At 73.2% G+C, this 15,826-nt stretch carries 18 protein-coding genes; 5 read left to right on the forward strand and 13 right to left on the reverse strand.

Annotated features, from left to right (window positions below; genetic code table 11):
• Positions 1 to 213: 213 nt before the first annotated feature.
• Positions 214 to 921 (reverse strand): ANTAR domain-containing protein, encoded by a 708-nt coding sequence (locus tag ABZ385_RS02060; protein ID WP_358701342.1) that lies wholly within the window; start codon positions 919 to 921, stop codon positions 214 to 216.
• 73 nt (positions 922 to 994) lie between these two features.
• Between ABZ385_RS02060 and ABZ385_RS02065 the strand changes: the two genes are divergently transcribed.
• Positions 995 to 2,116, forward strand: coding sequence for a PAS domain protein (locus tag ABZ385_RS02065; protein WP_358589185.1), 1,122 nt, complete (start codon positions 995 to 997; stop codon positions 2,114 to 2,116).
• A gap of 12 nt (positions 2,117 to 2,128) precedes the next feature.
• Here the strand turns inward: ABZ385_RS02065 and ABZ385_RS02070 are convergent, their stop codons facing one another.
• The gene (locus tag ABZ385_RS02070; protein WP_358589183.1) at positions 2,129 to 2,962 is read right to left on the reverse strand and encodes an RNA polymerase sigma factor SigF; all 834 of its coding nucleotides are present in this window, start codon (positions 2,960 to 2,962) and stop codon (positions 2,129 to 2,131) included.
• 262 nt (positions 2,963 to 3,224) lie between these two features.
• Here ABZ385_RS02070 and ABZ385_RS02075 point away from each other — a divergent pair, with 262 nt between their 5' ends.
• Complete coding sequence (locus tag ABZ385_RS02075) at positions 3,225 to 5,036, forward strand: thiamine pyrophosphate-requiring protein (RefSeq protein WP_358589181.1); 1,812 nt, start codon at positions 3,225 to 3,227, stop codon at positions 5,034 to 5,036.
• Positions 5,037 to 5,129: 93 nt separating this feature from the next.
• A complete protein-coding gene (locus ABZ385_RS02080) occupies positions 5,130 to 5,570 on the forward strand; it encodes a CBS domain-containing protein (RefSeq protein ID WP_358589178.1) in 441 nt (146 codons plus the stop codon).
• Positions 5,571 to 5,604: 34 nt separating this feature from the next.
• On the opposite strand, the gene ABZ385_RS02085 is transcribed toward ABZ385_RS02080, so the two are convergent.
• From ABZ385_RS02085 to ABZ385_RS02100, 4 genes are all read right to left on the reverse strand, one after another.
• Positions 5,605 to 6,615 (reverse strand): Ppx/GppA family phosphatase, encoded by a 1,011-nt coding sequence (locus ABZ385_RS02085; protein ID WP_358589176.1) that lies wholly within the window; start codon positions 6,613 to 6,615, stop codon positions 5,605 to 5,607.
• Positions 6,616 to 6,679: 64 nt separating this feature from the next.
• Entirely contained in the window at positions 6,680 to 7,300 is a 621-nt protein-coding gene (locus ABZ385_RS02090; protein ID WP_358909160.1) for a TIGR03086 family metal-binding protein, read from the reverse strand.
• Complete coding sequence (locus tag ABZ385_RS02095; protein WP_358589172.1) at positions 7,297 to 7,533, reverse strand: DUF6158 family protein; 237 nt, start codon at positions 7,531 to 7,533, stop codon at positions 7,297 to 7,299. The genes ABZ385_RS02090 and ABZ385_RS02095 overlap by 4 nt, the downstream gene beginning before the upstream one ends.
• Before the next feature lie 108 nt (positions 7,534 to 7,641).
• On the reverse strand, positions 7,642 to 9,270 hold the full coding sequence (locus tag ABZ385_RS02100; RefSeq protein WP_358909162.1) for an ATP-binding cassette domain-containing protein: 1,629 nt from the start codon (positions 9,268 to 9,270) through the stop codon (positions 7,642 to 7,644).
• Positions 9,271 to 9,358: 88 nt separating this feature from the next.
• On the opposite strand from ABZ385_RS02100, the gene ABZ385_RS02105 reads away from it, so the two are divergent.
• Both ABZ385_RS02105 and ABZ385_RS02110 read left to right on the forward strand, forming a co-directional pair.
• Positions 9,359 to 10,864: a phosphatase PAP2 family protein gene (locus ABZ385_RS02105; RefSeq protein WP_358909164.1), complete on the forward strand. Its 1,506-nt coding sequence runs from the start codon at positions 9,359 to 9,361 to the stop codon at positions 10,862 to 10,864.
• A 118-nt stretch (positions 10,865 to 10,982) separates the two neighbouring features.
• Complete coding sequence (locus ABZ385_RS02110; protein WP_358909166.1) at positions 10,983 to 11,792, forward strand: methyltransferase domain-containing protein; 810 nt, start codon at positions 10,983 to 10,985, stop codon at positions 11,790 to 11,792.
• A 52-nt stretch (positions 11,793 to 11,844) separates the two neighbouring features.
• On the opposite strand, the gene ABZ385_RS02115 is transcribed toward ABZ385_RS02110, so the two are convergent.
• From ABZ385_RS02115 to ABZ385_RS02145, 7 genes are read right to left on the reverse strand one after another with little or no spacing between them, the layout of a single operon-like run.
• Positions 11,845 to 12,156, reverse strand: coding sequence for a gas vesicle protein K (locus ABZ385_RS02115; RefSeq protein ID WP_358586243.1), 312 nt, complete (start codon positions 12,154 to 12,156; stop codon positions 11,845 to 11,847).
• A 3-nt stretch (positions 12,157 to 12,159) separates the two neighbouring features.
• Positions 12,160 to 12,348, reverse strand: a complete 189-nt coding sequence (locus ABZ385_RS02120) for a gas vesicle protein (protein WP_030789793.1) — start codon at positions 12,346 to 12,348, stop codon at positions 12,160 to 12,162.
• On the reverse strand, positions 12,345 to 13,193 hold the full coding sequence (locus tag ABZ385_RS02125) for a GvpL/GvpF family gas vesicle protein (RefSeq protein WP_358909168.1): 849 nt from the start codon (positions 13,191 to 13,193) through the stop codon (positions 12,345 to 12,347). The genes ABZ385_RS02120 and ABZ385_RS02125 overlap by 4 nt, the downstream gene beginning before the upstream one ends.
• Positions 13,177 to 13,536, reverse strand: coding sequence for a gas vesicle protein (locus ABZ385_RS02130; RefSeq protein WP_358586240.1), 360 nt, complete (start codon positions 13,534 to 13,536; stop codon positions 13,177 to 13,179). Before ABZ385_RS02130 ends, ABZ385_RS02125 begins: the two co-directional genes overlap by 17 nt.
• Positions 13,533 to 14,837: an SRPBCC family protein gene (locus ABZ385_RS02135; RefSeq protein WP_358909169.1), complete on the reverse strand. Its 1,305-nt coding sequence runs from the start codon at positions 14,835 to 14,837 to the stop codon at positions 13,533 to 13,535. The genes ABZ385_RS02130 and ABZ385_RS02135 overlap by 4 nt, the downstream gene beginning before the upstream one ends.
• The gene (locus ABZ385_RS02140; RefSeq protein WP_358909171.1) at positions 14,830 to 15,567 is read right to left on the reverse strand and encodes a DNA primase; all 738 of its coding nucleotides are present in this window, start codon (positions 15,565 to 15,567) and stop codon (positions 14,830 to 14,832) included. Before ABZ385_RS02140 ends, ABZ385_RS02135 begins: the two co-directional genes overlap by 8 nt.
• Positions 15,564 to 15,809 carry a gas vesicle protein GvpG gene (locus ABZ385_RS02145; RefSeq protein WP_358586234.1) on the reverse strand — a complete coding sequence of 82 codons (246 nt, stop codon included), beginning with the start codon at positions 15,807 to 15,809 and terminating at the stop codon, positions 15,564 to 15,566. Before ABZ385_RS02145 ends, ABZ385_RS02140 begins: the two co-directional genes overlap by 4 nt.
• Positions 15,810 to 15,826: the final 17 nt, after the last annotated feature.

Here is a 15,826-nt window from a genome sequence, read left to right on the forward strand (position 1 = left end):
AGGCCACGGCCGTACGCCCATGACACCGCGCACCCGCCGCTCCCGCCCGCGCTGGCCCCCGCCCGGGTGAGCGAACGGGCCCCCCGCGCCGTCGCGGCGGAGAGGCCCGGGCGGGTGTGGCCGCCTCCGGTACGGGTGGGACCGGGCCGTCGGAAGGGGCCGACGGAGCAGGTCACCGGGCCGGCGGGGGCGTCGGCGCACGTCGCGGAACGGTCAGTCGGCCATGGAGGCCAGTTCACGTTCCAGGCCGCGGCCCTTGGTCTCGACCAGCGCCGCCGCCACCTCCGCGAGTTTGCGGTTCGTCGTCTGGGAGATCCGGCGCAGCACCGCGAACGCGGCGTCCGCCTCGCAGCCCAGGACGTGCATGACGATGCCGCACGCCTGGTCCACGACGGGGCGGGTGCGCAGGGCCGTGCCCAGCTGGTCGAGTTCGCTGAGGGCGGCGCGGTAGTACCGGTCGCGCGCGAAGCTCGCCGTGGCGAGGTCGCCGAGGGCCCGCACGGGGCCGTGCGGTACGTCGGCCAGGGCGCCCGGGCGGAAGCCGAACAGGGTCAGGGTGACCGTGAGCCCGGCGCGCCGGAAGGGCAGGGTGACGCTGGACCGCACACCGGAGTCGAGGGCCATCGCCCGGTACTCGGGCCAGCGTTCGTCCCGCAGCAGGTCCCCGGAGTCGACCGGGGCCCCGCGCTCCTCGGCGGCGGGGATGGGCCCCTGCCCCGAGCGCAGCTGCACCGAGACGAGCCCGGCCAGGTCGGGGTGGGTGACGGCGGCGGGGCGCTCGTCGCCGCCGTCGGTGACCGTGGTGCTCGCGCCGCAGCACGCGGGGGCGCAGCGCTTGGCCTGTTCGGCGAGTTCGGAGAGCCTGCGGCCGGGGAACGCTGATTCCGGTCGGAGCAGGTCCGGGTCCGGCAAGGGCGCCATGGGGTGTTCCTCCTCTCCGCTTCGGCTTCCCCTCCCGTCCTCCGGAAAACGGCCCGGGCGATAGGTTCGGCACATGTCTCACACGGAGGAATTCGGTGAAGAACTCGCGGATTTCGTGCGCCGTGTCGCCGAATTGAAGTCGGCCCGTTCCGTGCCCCGGGGCGACCTGGGCACGGTCCTCGACGCCGCGATCTTCGAACTCGACCATGTCGCCGACCGGTTGTGGCCCACGTACGAACGTCTCGGCGCCGGCGGCCACCGCGGCGCCGCGTCGGACCGGGACGAGGAGCGGCTGCTGCGGGCCCTCTTCCAGCGGCTGCCCCTGCCGGTGGCGCTGATCGACAGGGAGAGCGTGATCCGGCGGATGAACGTCGCGGGCACGGCGCTGACCGGGGTCCGCGCCGGTTTCGCGGCGGGGCGGCCGCTGACCGGGTTCCTGCTGCACGCCGACCGGGTCGCGTTCCGTTCGCAGACCGCCGCGGTCGCCCGCGGCGAGGGCGACCGCAGCCTCGTCGTCCACTTCCAGCAGAGCCCCGACCTGCCGGTACGCGCCACGCTCACCGCGCTGCGCCCCGGCACCGAGCCGCGCACGGCGGTCCTGGTCGTGCTCCAGCCCGAGACGGCCCGCGCGCCGCAGCCGCCGCCCGCACCGAGGCCCGCCCCCGACCTGGGCGAGGCGACCCGGCACGCGGCCCAGCTCGACCTGGCGGACGCGATGACGACGGCGCTGCTCACGGCCCCCGCCGGCAGCCGTACGGCCGTCCTGGCACGGGCCGCGGCCGTGCTGCACGGACGGTTCGCGGACTGGGTGATAGCCGACGACGGGGCCGCCCGCCCCCGGCGTACGACCGTCCTCGGCCCGCCGGGCGCGCCGGTCGACGAGGTCCGGGCGCAGGAGCCTGCGGCGTGCCCGCTGGTGGTCGAGGCGGCGCGCGGCGGCTCGTCGCTCCAGGTGCGCCCGGAGGACCCGGACGCCTTCGGCAGGGACGCGACCGGCGCGCACGTCCTGGTGCGTGCCGAGGTCACGTCCCTGCTGTGTGTGCCGCTCGCCGCCCGCGCGGACGCTCCCCCGGAGGGCGTCCTCACGCTGTTCCGGTGCGGTGCCCGGCCCGCCTTCTCGCTGGCCGAGGCGCGGGCGGTCGATGTGATGTCCCGTCATCTGGCGCTGGCCCTGCGGGGCGCCGACGGGATCTGAGGATGCCCGAGGTCAGGCGGCGTCCCGCAGGACCTGGTCGCGCAGCCGGTCGCAGCAGCGGTTGATCAGCCGGGAGACGTGCATCTGCGAGATGCCCATCTCGTCGGCGATGCGGCTCTGCGTCATGTCGCCGAAGAACCGCATGTACAAGATGGTGCGCTCCCGCTCCGGCAGCTGCTCGATGCGGGGCCGGACGGACTCCCGGTCGACGACGACGTCGAGCGCGGGGTCGCAGCCGCCCAGGGCGTCGCCGAGGGAGTATCCGTCCTCGCTGCCGGAGAGTTCGGCGTCCAGGGAGAGCGCGGTGAAGCTCTCCAGCGCCTCCAGGCCGGTCTTCGCCTCCGCCACGCTCATGTGCGCGTGCTCGGCGATCTCGGTGGTGGTGGGGGCGCGCCCGGAGACGGTCTGCGAGAGGTCCTGGCGGGCGAACCGGACGCGGTTGCGCAGGTCCTGGACGCGGCGCGGCACGTGCAGGGTCCACATGTGGTCGCGGAAGTGCCGCTTGATCTCGCCGGTGACGGTCGGGACGGCGTAGCTCTCGAAGGCGGTGCCGCGCCGCGGGTCGTAGCGGTCGACGGCCTTGACGAGGCCGAGGGCGGCGACCTGGCGCAGGTCGTCGAGGGACTCCCCCCGGTTGCGGAAGCGGCCCGCGAGGCGCTGGGCCATGGGCAGCCAGGCCTGGACGACCTCCTGGCGCAGGGCGTCCCGCTCGGGGCCGTCGTCCAGGTCGACGAGGCGTTCGAAGGCCTCGGTGGTGTCCGGTGCGTCGTCGTGCGGGTGGCGCCCGTTCCTGGCCGGCGCGGCGGTGCTTCTGGGCGGTACGGCGGTGCTCGTGTGGGAACGCATGGCGCGTCGCAACTCCCTTGGGGGTGCCTGGGGATGGACGGTCACCGTGGGAGTGCGTGGACGTCGGACCACGACGGGGACACACCCGGGGACGAGCGATGCGGCCGCTCCCACGGACGTGCCTCCGGTCCGAAGCACTGTTTCTGCGCCTGCCCCGCGTGTGAGGGGCCAAACACCCCGGTTCCGGTCGTAGGTTTCTGACGGGTCCCGCCGGACACCCGGAGGTGACCGCCGATCCCCGATCCCTCCGGAGGGTTCCGTCATGAGCGTCAAGGTCGCCGACCACATCCTGGAGAGGCTGCGCGCCTGGGGGGTCGAGCAGGTCTTCGGCTACCCCGGGGACGGCATCAACGGCCTGCTCGCCGCGTGGGGCAGGGCGGAGGACCGGCCGAGGTTCGTGCAGGCACGGCACGAGGAGATGGCGGCGTTCGAGGCGGTCGGGTACGCCAAGTTCGGCAAGCGCCTCGGCGTGTGCGTGGCGACGTCCGGGCCGGGCGCCATCCACCTCCTGAACGGGCTGTACGACGCGAAGCTCGACCATGTGCCGGTGCTCGCCATCGTCGGCCAGACGAACCGCAGCGCGATGGGCGGCTCGTACCAGCAGGAAGTCGACCTGCACACGCTGTTCAAGGACGTGGCGTCCGACTTCGTGGAGACGGTGACGGTCCCCGAGCAGCTGCCGAACGTCATCGACCGCGCGATCCGCACCGCGTACGCGCGCCGCTGCCCGACCGCCGTGATCATCCCCGGTGACGTGCAGGAGCTGGACTACTCGCCGCCGCCGCACGAGTTCAAGATGGTGCCCTCCAGCCTGGACCGCAGCGGCTGGACGGCGCTGCCCTCGCCGACGGCCCTGGAGCGGGCCGCGGAGGTGCTGAACGCCGGCGACAAGGCGGCCATCCTGATCGGCCAGGGCGCGGCCGGCGCGCGCGCCGAGGTCGAGGAGATCGCGGAGCTGCTCGGCGCGGGCGTCGCGAAGGCGCTGCTCGGCAAGGACGCGCTGAGCGACGAGCTGCCCTACGTCACCGGTTCGATCGGTCTGCTCGGCACGCGCCCCTCGTACGAGATGATGCGGGACTGCGACACGCTCCTGACGATCGGTTCGAGCTTCCCCTACGCGCAGTTCCTGCCGGAGTTCGACTCGGCGCGCGCCGTGCAGATCGACATCGACCCGCACATGGTCGGCATGCGCTATCCGTACGAGGTGAACCTCGTCGGCGACGCGCGGGCGACGCTGCGCGAGCTGATCCCGCTGATCGACAAGGAACGCCGCGCGGTCAGCCGCGAGTGGCAGGAGGAGATCCGCGCGAACGTCCGGCGCTGGAACGAGGTGATGGAGCGCAGGGCCGAGCAGTCCGCGGACCCGGTGAACCCGGAGTACGTGGCGCGCGCCCTGGACCCGCTGCTGCCCGACAACGCGCTCATCACGTGTGACTCGGGTTCGGTGGCGAACTGGTACGCGCGTCATCTCACGATGCGCGGTGACATGCGGGCCTCGCTGTCGGGGACGCTCGCCACGATGGGGTGCGGTGTGCCGTACGCGATCGGGGCGAAGTTCGCGCATCCCAACCGTCCCGTCATCGCCCTGGTGGGTGATGGCGCGATGCAGATGAACGGCATGGCGGAGCTGATCACGGCCGCCAAGTACCGCCACCGGTGGGACGATCCGCGGCTGATCGTCGCCGTGTGGAACAACCAGGACCTGAACCAGGTCACGTGGGAGATGCGGGCCATGGGCGGCGCCCCCTCGTTCCTGCCCTCGCAGGCGCTGCCGGACGTGCCGTACGCGGAGTTCGCGCGCTCCATCGGGCTGACCGGCATCCGGGTGGAGCGTCCCGAGGACGTCACGGCGGCCTGGCGGGCCGGCCTGGAGGCCGATGGGCCCGTGGTCCTGGACTTCCGCACCGACCCGGCGGTGCCGCCGATCCCGCCGCACGCGACGTGGGAGCAGATGGAGGCGACGGCGGAGTCGGTCCTCAAGGGCGACGCGGACCGCTCCTCGATGGTGCGGCAGGGGCTGAAGGCGAAGGTGCAGGAGTTCTTGCCGGGGTCGGGCAAGAAGGGCAAGGCATAGGGGGGCTCGACGCATGGCCCGCCGGGACAGGGGTACTGCGGGCGAAGTCACCCCGGCGAACCTCTGCCGATCTCACGCAGGAAGGGCTCAGCCATGGCCGAATTCGTAAGGGACGTCATGACGCCGGGTGTGGTGGCGGTGCGCCCCGACGCCTCACTCGTCGAAGCGGCGCAGCTCATGCGCGCCCAGGACATCGGGGATGTGCTGGTCGCCGCCGACGGCCACGTCCTCGGCGTGCTCACCGACCGGGACATCGCGCTGCGCGCCGTGGCCGACGGGGCCGATCCGCTGACCGTCAGCGCGCAGGCCGTGTGCACGCCCGACCCCGTGGTGGTGGCGCCCGGGGACGCCGTGGCGGACGCGGTCGATCTGATGCGCGACCACGCGGTGCGCAGGCTGCCCGTCGTGGAGGACGGCCACCCGGTGGGCATGGTGAGCCTCGGCGATCTGGCGCTGGCGCAGGACCCGACGTCGGCGCTGGCGGACATCACCCGCGCCGACCCGGACAGCTGGCCGGGGATCCACCAGGCCTGAGGGCCCGGAATCCACCGGGCCTCGGGGTCCGGCGTCAGGTCGAGGTGGCGAGGCGCAGGGGCGACATGTCGCCGGGCGCTGTGCCGGCGGTGGATCCGGGGTTCTCCCGGGTCCACCAGGTGGCGTCGCCGTCCTCGATGTAGCGCAGCAGGATGCCTTCGCGCAGCGCCCAGGGGCAGACGGTCAGCACTTCGAGGCCGGTCAGCTTCATCGCCGTGTGCGCCACCACCGCGCCGGCCAGGCACTGGCTCGCGCGGGCCGCGGAGATCCCCGGCAGCTGCGCGCGCCGTTCGGCGGGCAGCCGGGCCAGTTCCTTCAGGGCGGCGCCCAGCTCCACGCGGCTCAATTCGCGCTGCACGAAGGGGCCGTAGCGGCCCGGTGCGGCGCCGCACAGCCGGGCGAGCTGCTGGAACGTACGCGAGGTGGCGACGGCCGTGTGCGGCATCTCCCAGCGGATCCGCGCGGCCACGTCCCGCAGCTGGTGGCGGACCTGGCGCCGGACCGCCTTGATGTCCCGCTCGCGCGGCGGGTCCTGCCCGTCGAAGAAGTCCCGCGTCAGGCGGCCCGCGCCCAGCGGGAGCGAGGCGGCGTAGTCCGGGAGCCTGCTGCGCCCGAAGGCCACCTCGAAGGTCCCGCCGCCGATGTCGAGGAGCACCAGCGGCCCGGCGCGCCACCCCATCCAGCGGCGGGCGGCGAGGAACGTCAGCTCCGCTTCGGCCTCACCGGTCAGGGTGCGCAGCCTGAGCCCCGCCCCGGCCTCCACGGCGTCGAGCACCTCGGCGCGGTTCGGCGCGTCCCGCACGATGGAGGTGGCGAAGGCGAAGGGCTCGGCCACGCCCCACCGCTGGGCCTGGACGCGGATGTCGCGCACCGCGTCGATGAGCCTGCGGACCGGCTCCTCGCCGAGCCGTCCGTCGCGCTCCACGTCCTCGGCGAGCCGCAGCCGGCGCTTGACCGTGTGGACGGGCAGCGGCACCTGCCCGTCGGCATCCGCCACGACGAGCCGTACCGTGTTCGACCCCACGTCCACCACGCCCACTCTCATGGCTGGTCGGTTACCCCGATGTGAACAAAAGGAATCGGCCGTGTGGCGGGCGCGGGGTCGCAGGTCACGCCCGGCGTCCGACCAGAGCGAGCAGTCTGCTCTGCGCGTCGGCGCCCGGCGGCGGCTCCAGGGGCGGATCGAACAGGCCGCTCTTCGCCAGTTCCGCCGCGTACGGTTCGATCTCCCGCGCGGCGAAGTCGACCAGGTCCCCGGGCAGCGTCTCGTCGGCGCCGATCGCGCGGGACAGGTCCCAGGCGTGCACCACCAGGTCGGTGGTCATCTGGCCGCAGTAGAAGGTGGCGGGGGTCTCGCCGAAGGAGAGGTGGACGGCGCGGTCCAGGGCGCGCGGCGCGCGGAACGCCGCGCGGGAGGCGGCGGCGGCCGTCTCCCAGGCGGCGACCGGGTCGGAGCCGAGCAGGTCGCCGTCGAAGGTGTCGCCGACGTCGTCGACCGTGGCGCCGTCGCGGACCAGCGGGGGCACCCACAGCTGTTCGGACACGAGGTGGTTGACCAGGTCGCGCACGGTCCAGTCGGTGCAGGGGGTGGGCGCCTTCCACTGGTCGTCGCGCACGGCGCGCACCCGGTCGGTGAAGAGGTCGAGCGCCTCGCCGTGCCGGGCCAGTACGGGTGGGCCCGTGCGACCGCGCGCAGAGCCGGCGGGCGGGTCGGTGCGGTCGTCCCTCATGAGTCCGCGGTCCCCCTCTCCCGCGCGCCCGAGCGGGTCCGCCCGGGGGCCACGGACCGGCGCGGGTGCCGGCGCAGGTACTCGCCCTCCAGTTCCGCCATCCGCTCGTCGTGGGTCCGCAGGGCGTCGTCCGAGCCGTGCAGCAGGGTGGTGTGCCGGGTCCGGTGGATGGCCTCCAGCTCCTTGATGAGCTGCTGGTCGTCCAGCTGACCCGGGTCGACTCCGTTGCTCATGGATCGCTCCTCGTCGCGTCGCTCCGGTGCCCCCCGGGTACCCGCTCGGCGCGTACTACCCCAGGATGCACCGGCTCCGCTCCGGGCGCGCGACCGCGGCCCCGGTGGCTAGCGCGCGCGCTCCACGCGGCGCTCGTCCCAGACCGGCTCCGGGGTCTCGCGCACCCGGCCGTCGCTGCCGAAGACCAGGAAGCGGTCGAAGGAGCGGGCGAACCAGCGGTCGTGGGTGACGGCGAGGACCGTGCCCTGGAAGGCTTCGAGGCCTTCCTGGAGTGCCTCGGCCGATTCCAGGTCGAGGTTGTCGGTGGGCTCGTCGAGGAGCAGGGCCGTGCAGCCCGCCAGCTCCAGGAGCAGGATCTGGAAGCGGGCCTGCTGCCCGCCGGAGAGGCGCTCGAACTTCTGCTCGGCCTGGCCGGTCAGTTCGTAGCGCCGCAGCCGGGACATGGCGGCGCCGCGGTCCTGCGCGTGCTCGCGCCACAGGATGTCCAACAGGGTGCGGCCCGCCAGCTCCGGGTGGGCGTGGGTCTGCGCGAAGTGGCCGGGCACGACGCGCGCGCCCAGCTTCCAGGTGCCGGTGTGGGCGACCGGGTTCTCGGTGTCGCCGGCGAGCAGGCGCAGGAAGTGCGACTTGCCCGAGCCGTTCGAGCCGAGGACGGCGACGCGCTCGCCGTAGAAGACCTCCAGGTCGAAGGGTTTCATCAGGCCGGTCAGTTCCAGGTCCTGGCAGGTCACGGCGCGTACGCCGGTGCGGCCGCCGTGCAGGCGCATGGTGATGTCCTGGTCGCGGGGCGGCTCCGGCGGCGGGCCCGCCTCCTCGAACTTGCGCAGCCGGGTCTGCGCCGCGTGGTAGCGGGAGGCCATCTCATGGCTGACGTCGGCGGCCTGGCGCAGGGTGCGCACCAGCTTCTTCAGCTGCTCGTGCTTCTCGTCCCAGCGGCGGCGCAGCTCCTCGAAGCGGGCGAAGCGCTCCTTGCGGGCCTCGTGGAACGTCCCGAAACCGCCGCCGTGCACCCACGCGTCGGCGCCGCCGGGGCTCTGCTCGACGCTGACGATCTTCTGCGCGGCGCGGGCCAGCAGTTCCCGGTCGTGGGAGACGAACAGGACGGTCTTGCGGGTCTCCCTGAGCCGCTCCTCCAGCCAGCGCTTGCCGGGCACGTCGAGGTAGTTGTCCGGCTCGTCGAGGAGCAGCACCTCGTCAAAGCCGCGCAGCAGGGCTTCGAGGACCAGGCGCTTCTGCTCACCGCCCGAGAGGGTGCGGACCTCGCGGAACTGGGCCTTGTCGTAGGGGACGCCGAGGGCGGCGGTGGTGCACATGTCCCACAGGGTCTCGGCCTCGTAGCCCCGCGCCTCCGCCCAGTCGGACAGCGCCTGGGCGTAGCTCATCTGGGCGGCCTCGTCGTCGACCGTCATGATGGCGTGCTCGGCGGCGTCCACGGCCTTCGCGGCCGCCCGGATCCTCGGGTGGGAGACGGAGACGAGCAGGTCGCGCACGGTGCTCTCGTCGCGTACGGAGCCGATGAACTGCGGCATCACGCCGAGGCCACCGCTGACGGTGACGCTGCCGCCGTGCGGCTGGAGCTCGCCGGAGATCAGCCGCAGCAGGGTGGTCTTGCCCGCGCCGTTCGCGCCGACCAGGGCGACGACGGAACCGTCGCCGACCCGGAAGGAGACATCACCGAGCAGCGCCCGCCCGTCCGGCAAGTAGTACTCCAGGTGCGCGGCTTCCAAATGTCCCATGGGCGGGATTGTCCGTGCCGGGACGCCGTCACGGCAAACCGGTTTCGCCGGCGGCGGTGGCGGCGACCTCGGCGGGTACCCGCAGCGTATGAGCACAGATGCCTCCCCCACACCCCCTGACGGCCTGCGGGCCCGGCTGCTGGCCCTCGACAGCCGTGTCTTCGAGGCGGTCGCCTCCCGGCACTGGCCGGGGGGCGACCGCTTCCTGCCCCCGCTGAGCCGCAGCGCCAACCACGGGCTGCTGTGGTTCGCCGCGGCCGGGGCGATCGCGGCGACCGGTACGCCAAGGGCCCGGCGCGCCGCCGTGCGCGGGGTCGCCTCGCTCGCGTTGGCCTCGGCGACCATCAACACGCTCGGCAAGCGCTCGGTGCGCCGGGCCCGGCCGCTGCTCGACTCGGTGCCGCTGATGCGGCAGCTGAAGCGCCAGCCCATCACCACGTCCTTCCCCTCGGGCCACTCTGCCTCGGCGGCCGCCTTCGCCACCGGGGTGGCGCTGGAGTCGCGGGCGTGGGGCGCCGGGGTCGCGCCCGTCGCGGGGGCGGTCGCACTGTCCCGCGTCTACACCGGCGTGCACTTCCCCGGCGACGTCCTCGCGGGCGCCGCCCTCGGCGTGGGCGCCGCCTTCGCGGTGCGCGGCCTCGCCCCGACCCGCACCCAGCTGCCGGCCCCGGGCAGGCCGCGCGCCGACGCCCCCGCGCTGCCGGGCGGTGCGGGCCTGGTGCTGGTCGCGGAGGCCGGGGCCCGGGTCGACGAGCGCACGAGGGCGCTGCGGGAAGCGCTGCCGGGCGCCGAGGTCGTCGTCTGCGCACGCGCCGACCTGGCCGCGGAGCTGGAGAAGGCGGCGGGCCGCGCGCGGGCGCTCGGGGTGTGCGGCGGTGACGGCTCCGTGAACGCCGCCGCCGGCGTGGCCCTGCGGCACGGCCTGCCGCTCGCGGTACTGCCCGGCGCCGCGCCGGGGCACTTCGCGTACGACATCGGCGTGGAGGAGCCGCGCGACCTGTGCCGTGCCGTGGAGGCGGGCGGCGCGGTCTCGGTCGACGTGGGCCGCTTCAGCGCGGTGGACCCGGCCGCCGCGGGGACGCGGACCGAGGGGATCTTCCTCAACACCTTCGGCGTCGGCGTCCACCCGGAGCTGGTCCGCCGCCGCGACCGCTGGGCCCACCGCCTGGGCGAGCGGCCCACGGCCGTCCTCGCCGCCCTGCGGACGCTGGGTTCGGCGCCGGAGCCGATGACCGCCGAGGTCCGGGGCCGCCGGCGTCCGCTGTGGCTGCTCGTCGCCGGCAACGGCACCCACCACAGGTTCGGGCTCGGTCCCGGCCGGCGGCTCGACCTGGCGGACGGGCTGCTGGACGTGCGGCTCGTGCACGGCGGCCGGACGCACGGCGCGCGGCTGCTCACCGCCGCCCTCACCGGGCCCGCGCTCCGCTCCCCCGCGCACGCTGCGGTGCGGGTGCGCGAGCTGCGGGTGGACGACATCGCTCCGGGCACCGTGGCGGCGTACGACGGTGAATTCACCGAAGTACGGGGGACGTTGACGCTCGACAAGCTGCCGGAGGCGCTGACCGTCTACCGCCCGCTTCCCGCCACCGACTGACCAGCGGACGGCCCGCCGGTTGACCACATAGTGATACGTGGGTCTCATTATTCGGCATGGCGGCGTACGGTTCGGCGTACCGCGGCACTATCCGCGACGAACCAGGAGGAGTTCCGCCATGCCGAAGGAGACCGCCGTCTACACCCACGGGCACCACGAGTCCGTGCTGCGTTCCCACACCTGGCGCACCGCCGCCAACTCGGCCGCGTACCTCCTGGGTTCGCTGGAGCCGCACATGAAGGTCCTCGACATCGGCTGCGGGCCGGGCACCATCACCGCCGATCTGGCCGAGCTGGTCCCGGACGGCCATGTCACGGGCGTCGATCACGCGCCGGGCATCCTCGACACGGCTCGCGCGACCGCCGCCGAACGGGGCCTGGACAACGTCGACTTCGCCGTCGCCGACGTACACGCCCTGGATTACCCGGACGACACCTTCTGCGGCGTGCACGCCCATCAGGTGCTCCAGCACGTGGGCGATCCGGTGCGGGCGCTGAGCGAGATGCGGCGGGTGTGCAGGCCCGGCGGTGTCATCGCGGTCCGCGACGCGGACTACTCGGCGATGACCTGGTATCCGGGCTCACCCGTGCTGGACGACTGGCTGGACCTCTATCTGCGGGTGGCCCGCGCCAACGGCGGCGAGCCCGACGCGGGCCGGCGCCTCAAGTCCTGGGCGCTGGAGGCCGGTTTCACGGACATCGCCGCGAGCGCCGGCACCTGGTGCTACTCCTCGGAGGAGGAGCGCGCCTGGTGGAGCGGGCTCTGGGCGGACCGCACGGTCGCCTCCTCCTACGCCGAGCGCGCGGTGGCGACAGGCCACGCCGACGCGGAGCAGCTCGCCGACATCGCGGCGGCCTGGCGGGCGTGGGGCAGCCGCAAGGACGGCTGGTTCGTGGTGCTGCACGGCGAGATCCTCTGCCGCAAGTAGCGCCGCCACGCGCCTCCACGCGCCGCCACGCGCGTCGGCCCGCGTCGGCGCGTCAGTCCCGGGGCAGCAGCGGGCCCAGCGGTCCGAGGTCCAGGTTCAGGTCCTCGGGCCGCAGCCCGTAGCGGTCGCGCAGCTCGGCCATCCGGTCCTCCAGGAGCATCAGGGTCAGCCCGATCCGCTCCTCCTGGTCCTCGCTCAGGTCGCCGGTGTCGAAGCGGCGTACGGCCTGGCGCTCCATGAGCTGGCGCAGCAGCTCGATGACGGTGAGGACCAGCTTGACGAGGTCCCGTTCCACCGTGTCCGGGTCCAGGTCCATCCGCTTGCGCTCGGCCCCGCCCGGGTCCGCGAGGTCACCGGTTTCCATGGGTCACTCCAATTCCGGCCACGGTGAGGGCACTTGCTCGTTCACCGAGCTGATCAGGGCGTTCAGGTCGATGCGTACGAGGTCGACATCCGCGATCCGCAGCGTGATGTCCCCCTTGATGACGACCCCGCCCGCGAGAAGGCGGTCGAGCAGGTCGACCAGGGCTATTTCACGGCGCTCGACGACCGTCATCGCGGGCGCTCCGTTCCCGCGCCGGCCGACTTCCCGGTGCCCGGCTCGTCGGCGCCCGGCTCGTCGGCGGTGAAGGAGTAGGCCGCCCAGGGGCCCGTCAGCTCGACGCGCAGGTCCGAGGAGTCTCCCTGGTCGTCCTTGGTGCCCTCCACCAGCTCCACGAACTCCTCGGAGTGCGCGCGCGGCACCAGGTAGGCGGCGTTGAGGATGTTCCGCCCGGGCGCCTGGGAGAGGGAGGAGTTCTGCGGGGCGTGCAGCCGGGCGTCGTCGGCCCGCCGGGAGAGCTTCTCGTGCAGGTTCCGGGCGAAGGCCTCGGCCCGCTGCCAGCCCTCCTCCTGGGCCGTCTGCCGGTTGCGCCGCTGGCGCAGGTAGTCGCGCCCGGAGCGCGGCTTGTCGGGCGCCGGCGTCCGCGCCGCACCCTCCTGCGCGGGCTCCGCGCTCTCCAGGGTGACCTTGACGCCCCACTCCACGCGGCCGTCGATCCGCTCCAGCACCCGCCGGAAGCGGTCCGCTCCCTCCGTCAGCATGGCGCGTACGCCGCTGTCGTCCCGGAAGACGGTGCCGAGCCGCAGCGGCAGCGGGCAGGTGACGCTGGTGAGCGCGGCGATCACCCGCTGGTGGGCGCGGGCCGTCTCGGAGAGCCAGTCCAGGTCCTCCAGGTGCCTGCGCAGCGGCTCCTCGGCGAAGTCCCGCTCCGGGACCGGCCCCACGAGGGCGACGAGGCCCTCGTGGGCGAGCTGCCGGGGCGGCACGCCGCCGACCCCGGTCAGGTCGGCGGCGAGCGGCGCGTCCAGCGGACGGCAGACCGCGTAGACGTAGCGCAGTTCCTCACTTGCGAGGCTCACGTGACTCCTCCTCGGCGGGCTCCAGGGTGCCCTGGGCCTCCAGCTCCTCCAGCCGGCGCCGCAACTCGGCGTTCTCCTGTGCCAGTTCCTTGTGGCGGGCCCCGGAGGAGAGCGCCGGGTCCTGCTCCCACCAGTCGATGCCCATCTCCTTGGCCTTGTCGACCGAGGCGACGATGAGGCGCAGCTTGATGGTGAGCAGTTCGATGTCGAGCAGATTGATCTTGATGTCACCCGCGATGACGATGCCCTTGTCCAGGACCCGTTCGAGGATGTCGGCGAGGTTGGCCCCTCCGCCGCTGCTGCCGTAGGGGCCGGGCAGTCCGCCTCCGGGGGTGGCGGTCATCGACGGCTCCGTCCGGCGTCGGCGGACTCGCGCCGCTCGTCGTCGACGTCCTCATCGTCCCCATCGTCTTCGAGGTCGTCGTCCTCGTCCTCGTCCACGATCTCGGCGTCCTCGACCTCGTCCTCGTCGGACGCGTCGGGGTCGGACTCGGCGTCGGCATCGGACTCGGCGTCGTCGTCGAGTTCGTCGTCGTACTCGGCCTCGGGCTCGCCGTCGTGCTCCTCGTCGAACTCCTCGTCCTCTTCGTCGGGGTCGTGGTGTTCGTCCTCGGGCTCGTCGTCCCGGGGTTCGCCGTCCTCGTCGTCCTCGTAGTCGGCCTCGCCCTCGGGCTCGTCCTCGTACTCCGCCCCGGGCTCGTCCTCGCGGTCGTCTTCGTCCTCGTCGTATTCGTCGTACTCGGCCTCGGACCGCGGCTCGTACTCGTCCTCGGGCCCCTGGTCCTCGGAGCCCTCGACCTCGTCGGTGTCGGCCTCCTCCTCGGCCACGGCGTCCTCATGGGTGCGCACGACCTCGCCGTCGCGGATCTCGCCGCGCCAGCCGTCGCTCGCCTCGCCGCGCATCGAGATGTGCCGGGCGAAGTTCTTGAGGTCGAGGCGTGCCCTGCGGCCCTGGGCGCGCCAGATGTTGCCGGTCTTCTCGAAGAGGCCCTTCGGGTAGTACTCGATGACCAGCAGCACCCGGGTGAGGTTCTCCGCGAGCGCGTGGAAGGTCACCACGCCCTTGGTGGACCCCTTGGCGCCCTCCGACGTCCAGGTGATCCGCTGGTCCGGCACCTGCTCGGTGGTGTGCGCCTTCCAACTGCGGCTGGACCAGAAGACCTTGAGCTTCCAGTCGGTCTCCGTGTCGTTCGCCGCCGTGGCGCTCTTGACGCCCTTGGTGAAGGTGGAGAACTCCTGGTACTGCGTCCACTGGTCGTACGCCTCACGGACCGGGACGCCGACGTCGACGAACTCCAGGATGACCGTGGGCTTCTGGCCCCCGCCGCCCTTCTTGCGCTTGCCGCCGAGCCCCTTCAAGGTGTCGGTCACCTTGTCCTTGAGGTGGCTGCCGCCCAGTTCGAGCGCGCCGCGCACCGGGCCCTTGCCCTCGGCGAGCTTCTTGCCGGCCTGCGCCGCGAGCTTGCCGAAGCCGGGGCTCTTGCCGTCCGCGATGTCGTTCAGCTTGACGGTGGCGTCGCCGAGGCGGTGGCCCACGCCGACGAGCACGCGCTCGACCTGGGCCATGAGGTAGGCCTGCGCCTCGTCCTTCAGGCGGTCGGCGGCGGGGCTGCGCGTGATGTTGCTCAGCGGTGACTCAGCCACGGTCGCCTCCCTTCGCCCTGCCGCCCGAGGCGGTCCTGCGGGCCGCGGACGTCGTCTTCTTCTGGGCGGTCTTGCTCTGAGTGCTCTTGCTCTGGGCGCTCTTGTTCTGGGCGCTCTTGTTCTGAGCGGTCTTGCGGGCGGTCCTCTTCGCGGGGGCCTTCTTCGCGGTCGCCGCGGTCTTCTTCGCCGCCGACTTCGGGGCGGACTCCTCGTCCGTCTTCGAGCCGGCCCGCGACCCGGACTTCCGCGCGGCGGGCCGCTTGGCCGCCGTCGTCCTGCGCCGCCGCGGCGCCTCGTCCTCGTCCCGGTCGCCCTCGTCCCGCCCGGCGCCGTCCTCGGCGTCGTCGGCGTCCTCGGCCTCGGGATCCTCGTCGTCCTCGTCCCGGTCGGTGCCCTTGACGTCGTCGGGCACCACACCGGCTATCCGGTCCTGGACGCCGAGGGTGCGGTCGTGCAGACGGTCGGCGAGACCTTCGAGCTGCCGGTTCAGGAGCGAGCCCGTGGCCGCCTTCCCCACGCCCCGCAGGTCCTGGCGCAGCTGATCGCCGATCTCCTTGAACTGCGGGTTGTTGTCCAGCTGCTGAGTCACCAGTGACCCCAGCGCCTTCGGGCTCAGGTTCAGCCGCTTGCCGGCGACCATCGTGCCCACGGCGAAGGCGAACTTCGCCTTCTTCGTGCGTCCGAGGACGTACCCGGCGCCCACGGCGAGGCCCATTGCCAGTCGGTTCATTGTCTGAAGTCCTGTCCTGTGCTGTGCTGCAGCCGGTCGAGGAGTTGGTCCTCGGCCTGCTCGAACTCGTCCTCGTCGATCTCGCCCGCCTCCAGGCGCTCCTCGAGGCGGGCGAGTTCCCGACGGATGGACGAGGGGTCGTAGTACTGCCGCTCCGCCTCGTCGACCACTTGCCGCAGCACCCACATGGAGCCGCGGGCCGGGGCGAGAGGCAGCATCAGCAGTTCACCGATCAGTCCCATTCCGTCACTTCCGTCAC

Source organism: Streptomyces sp. NPDC005898, from assembly GCF_040629635.1.
Taxonomy (GTDB): domain Bacteria; phylum Actinomycetota; class Actinomycetes; order Streptomycetales; family Streptomycetaceae; genus Streptomyces.

Bases quoted from the DNA above. Each gene is read 5' to 3' on its own strand.
- ABZ385_RS02140 (WP_358909171.1), bottom strand. From the start codon at position 15,567: ATGAACCGACTGGCAATGGGCCTCGCCGTGGGCGCCGGGTACGTCCTC.
- ABZ385_RS02070 (WP_358589183.1), bottom strand. From the start codon at position 2,962: ATGCGTTCCCACACGAGCACCGCCGTACCGCCCAGAAGCACCGCCGCG.
- ABZ385_RS02115 (WP_358586243.1), bottom strand. From the start codon at position 12,156: ATGGAAACCGGTGACCTCGCGGACCCGGGCGGGGCCGAGCGCAAGCGG.
- ABZ385_RS02120 (WP_030789793.1), bottom strand. From the start codon at position 12,348: ATGACGGTCGTCGAGCGCCGTGAAATAGCCCTGGTCGACCTGCTCGAC.
- ABZ385_RS02095 (WP_358589172.1), bottom strand. From the start codon at position 7,533: ATGAGCAACGGAGTCGACCCGGGTCAGCTGGACGACCAGCAGCTCATC.
- ABZ385_RS02145 (WP_358586234.1), bottom strand. From the start codon at position 15,809: ATGGGACTGATCGGTGAACTGCTGATGCTGCCTCTCGCCCCGGCCCGC.
- ABZ385_RS02100 (WP_358909162.1), bottom strand. From the start codon at position 9,270: ATGGGACATTTGGAAGCCGCGCACCTGGAGTACTACTTGCCGGACGGG.
- ABZ385_RS02085 (WP_358589176.1), bottom strand. From the start codon at position 6,615: ATGAGAGTGGGCGTGGTGGACGTGGGGTCGAACACGGTACGGCTCGTC.
- ABZ385_RS02110 (WP_358909166.1), top strand. From the start codon at position 10,983: ATGCCGAAGGAGACCGCCGTCTACACCCACGGGCACCACGAGTCCGTG.
- ABZ385_RS02105 (WP_358909164.1), top strand. From the start codon at position 9,359: ATGAGCACAGATGCCTCCCCCACACCCCCTGACGGCCTGCGGGCCCGG.
- ABZ385_RS02090 (WP_358909160.1), bottom strand. From the start codon at position 7,300: ATGAGGGACGACCGCACCGACCCGCCCGCCGGCTCTGCGCGCGGTCGC.
- ABZ385_RS02075 (WP_358589181.1), top strand. From the start codon at position 3,225: ATGAGCGTCAAGGTCGCCGACCACATCCTGGAGAGGCTGCGCGCCTGG.
- ABZ385_RS02080 (WP_358589178.1), top strand. From the start codon at position 5,130: ATGGCCGAATTCGTAAGGGACGTCATGACGCCGGGTGTGGTGGCGGTG.
- ABZ385_RS02065 (WP_358589185.1), top strand. From the start codon at position 995: ATGTCTCACACGGAGGAATTCGGTGAAGAACTCGCGGATTTCGTGCGC.
- ABZ385_RS02060 (WP_358701342.1), bottom strand. From the start codon at position 921: ATGGCGCCCTTGCCGGACCCGGACCTGCTCCGACCGGAATCAGCGTTC.
- ABZ385_RS02130 (WP_358586240.1), bottom strand. From the start codon at position 13,536: ATGACCGCCACCCCCGGAGGCGGACTGCCCGGCCCCTACGGCAGCAGC.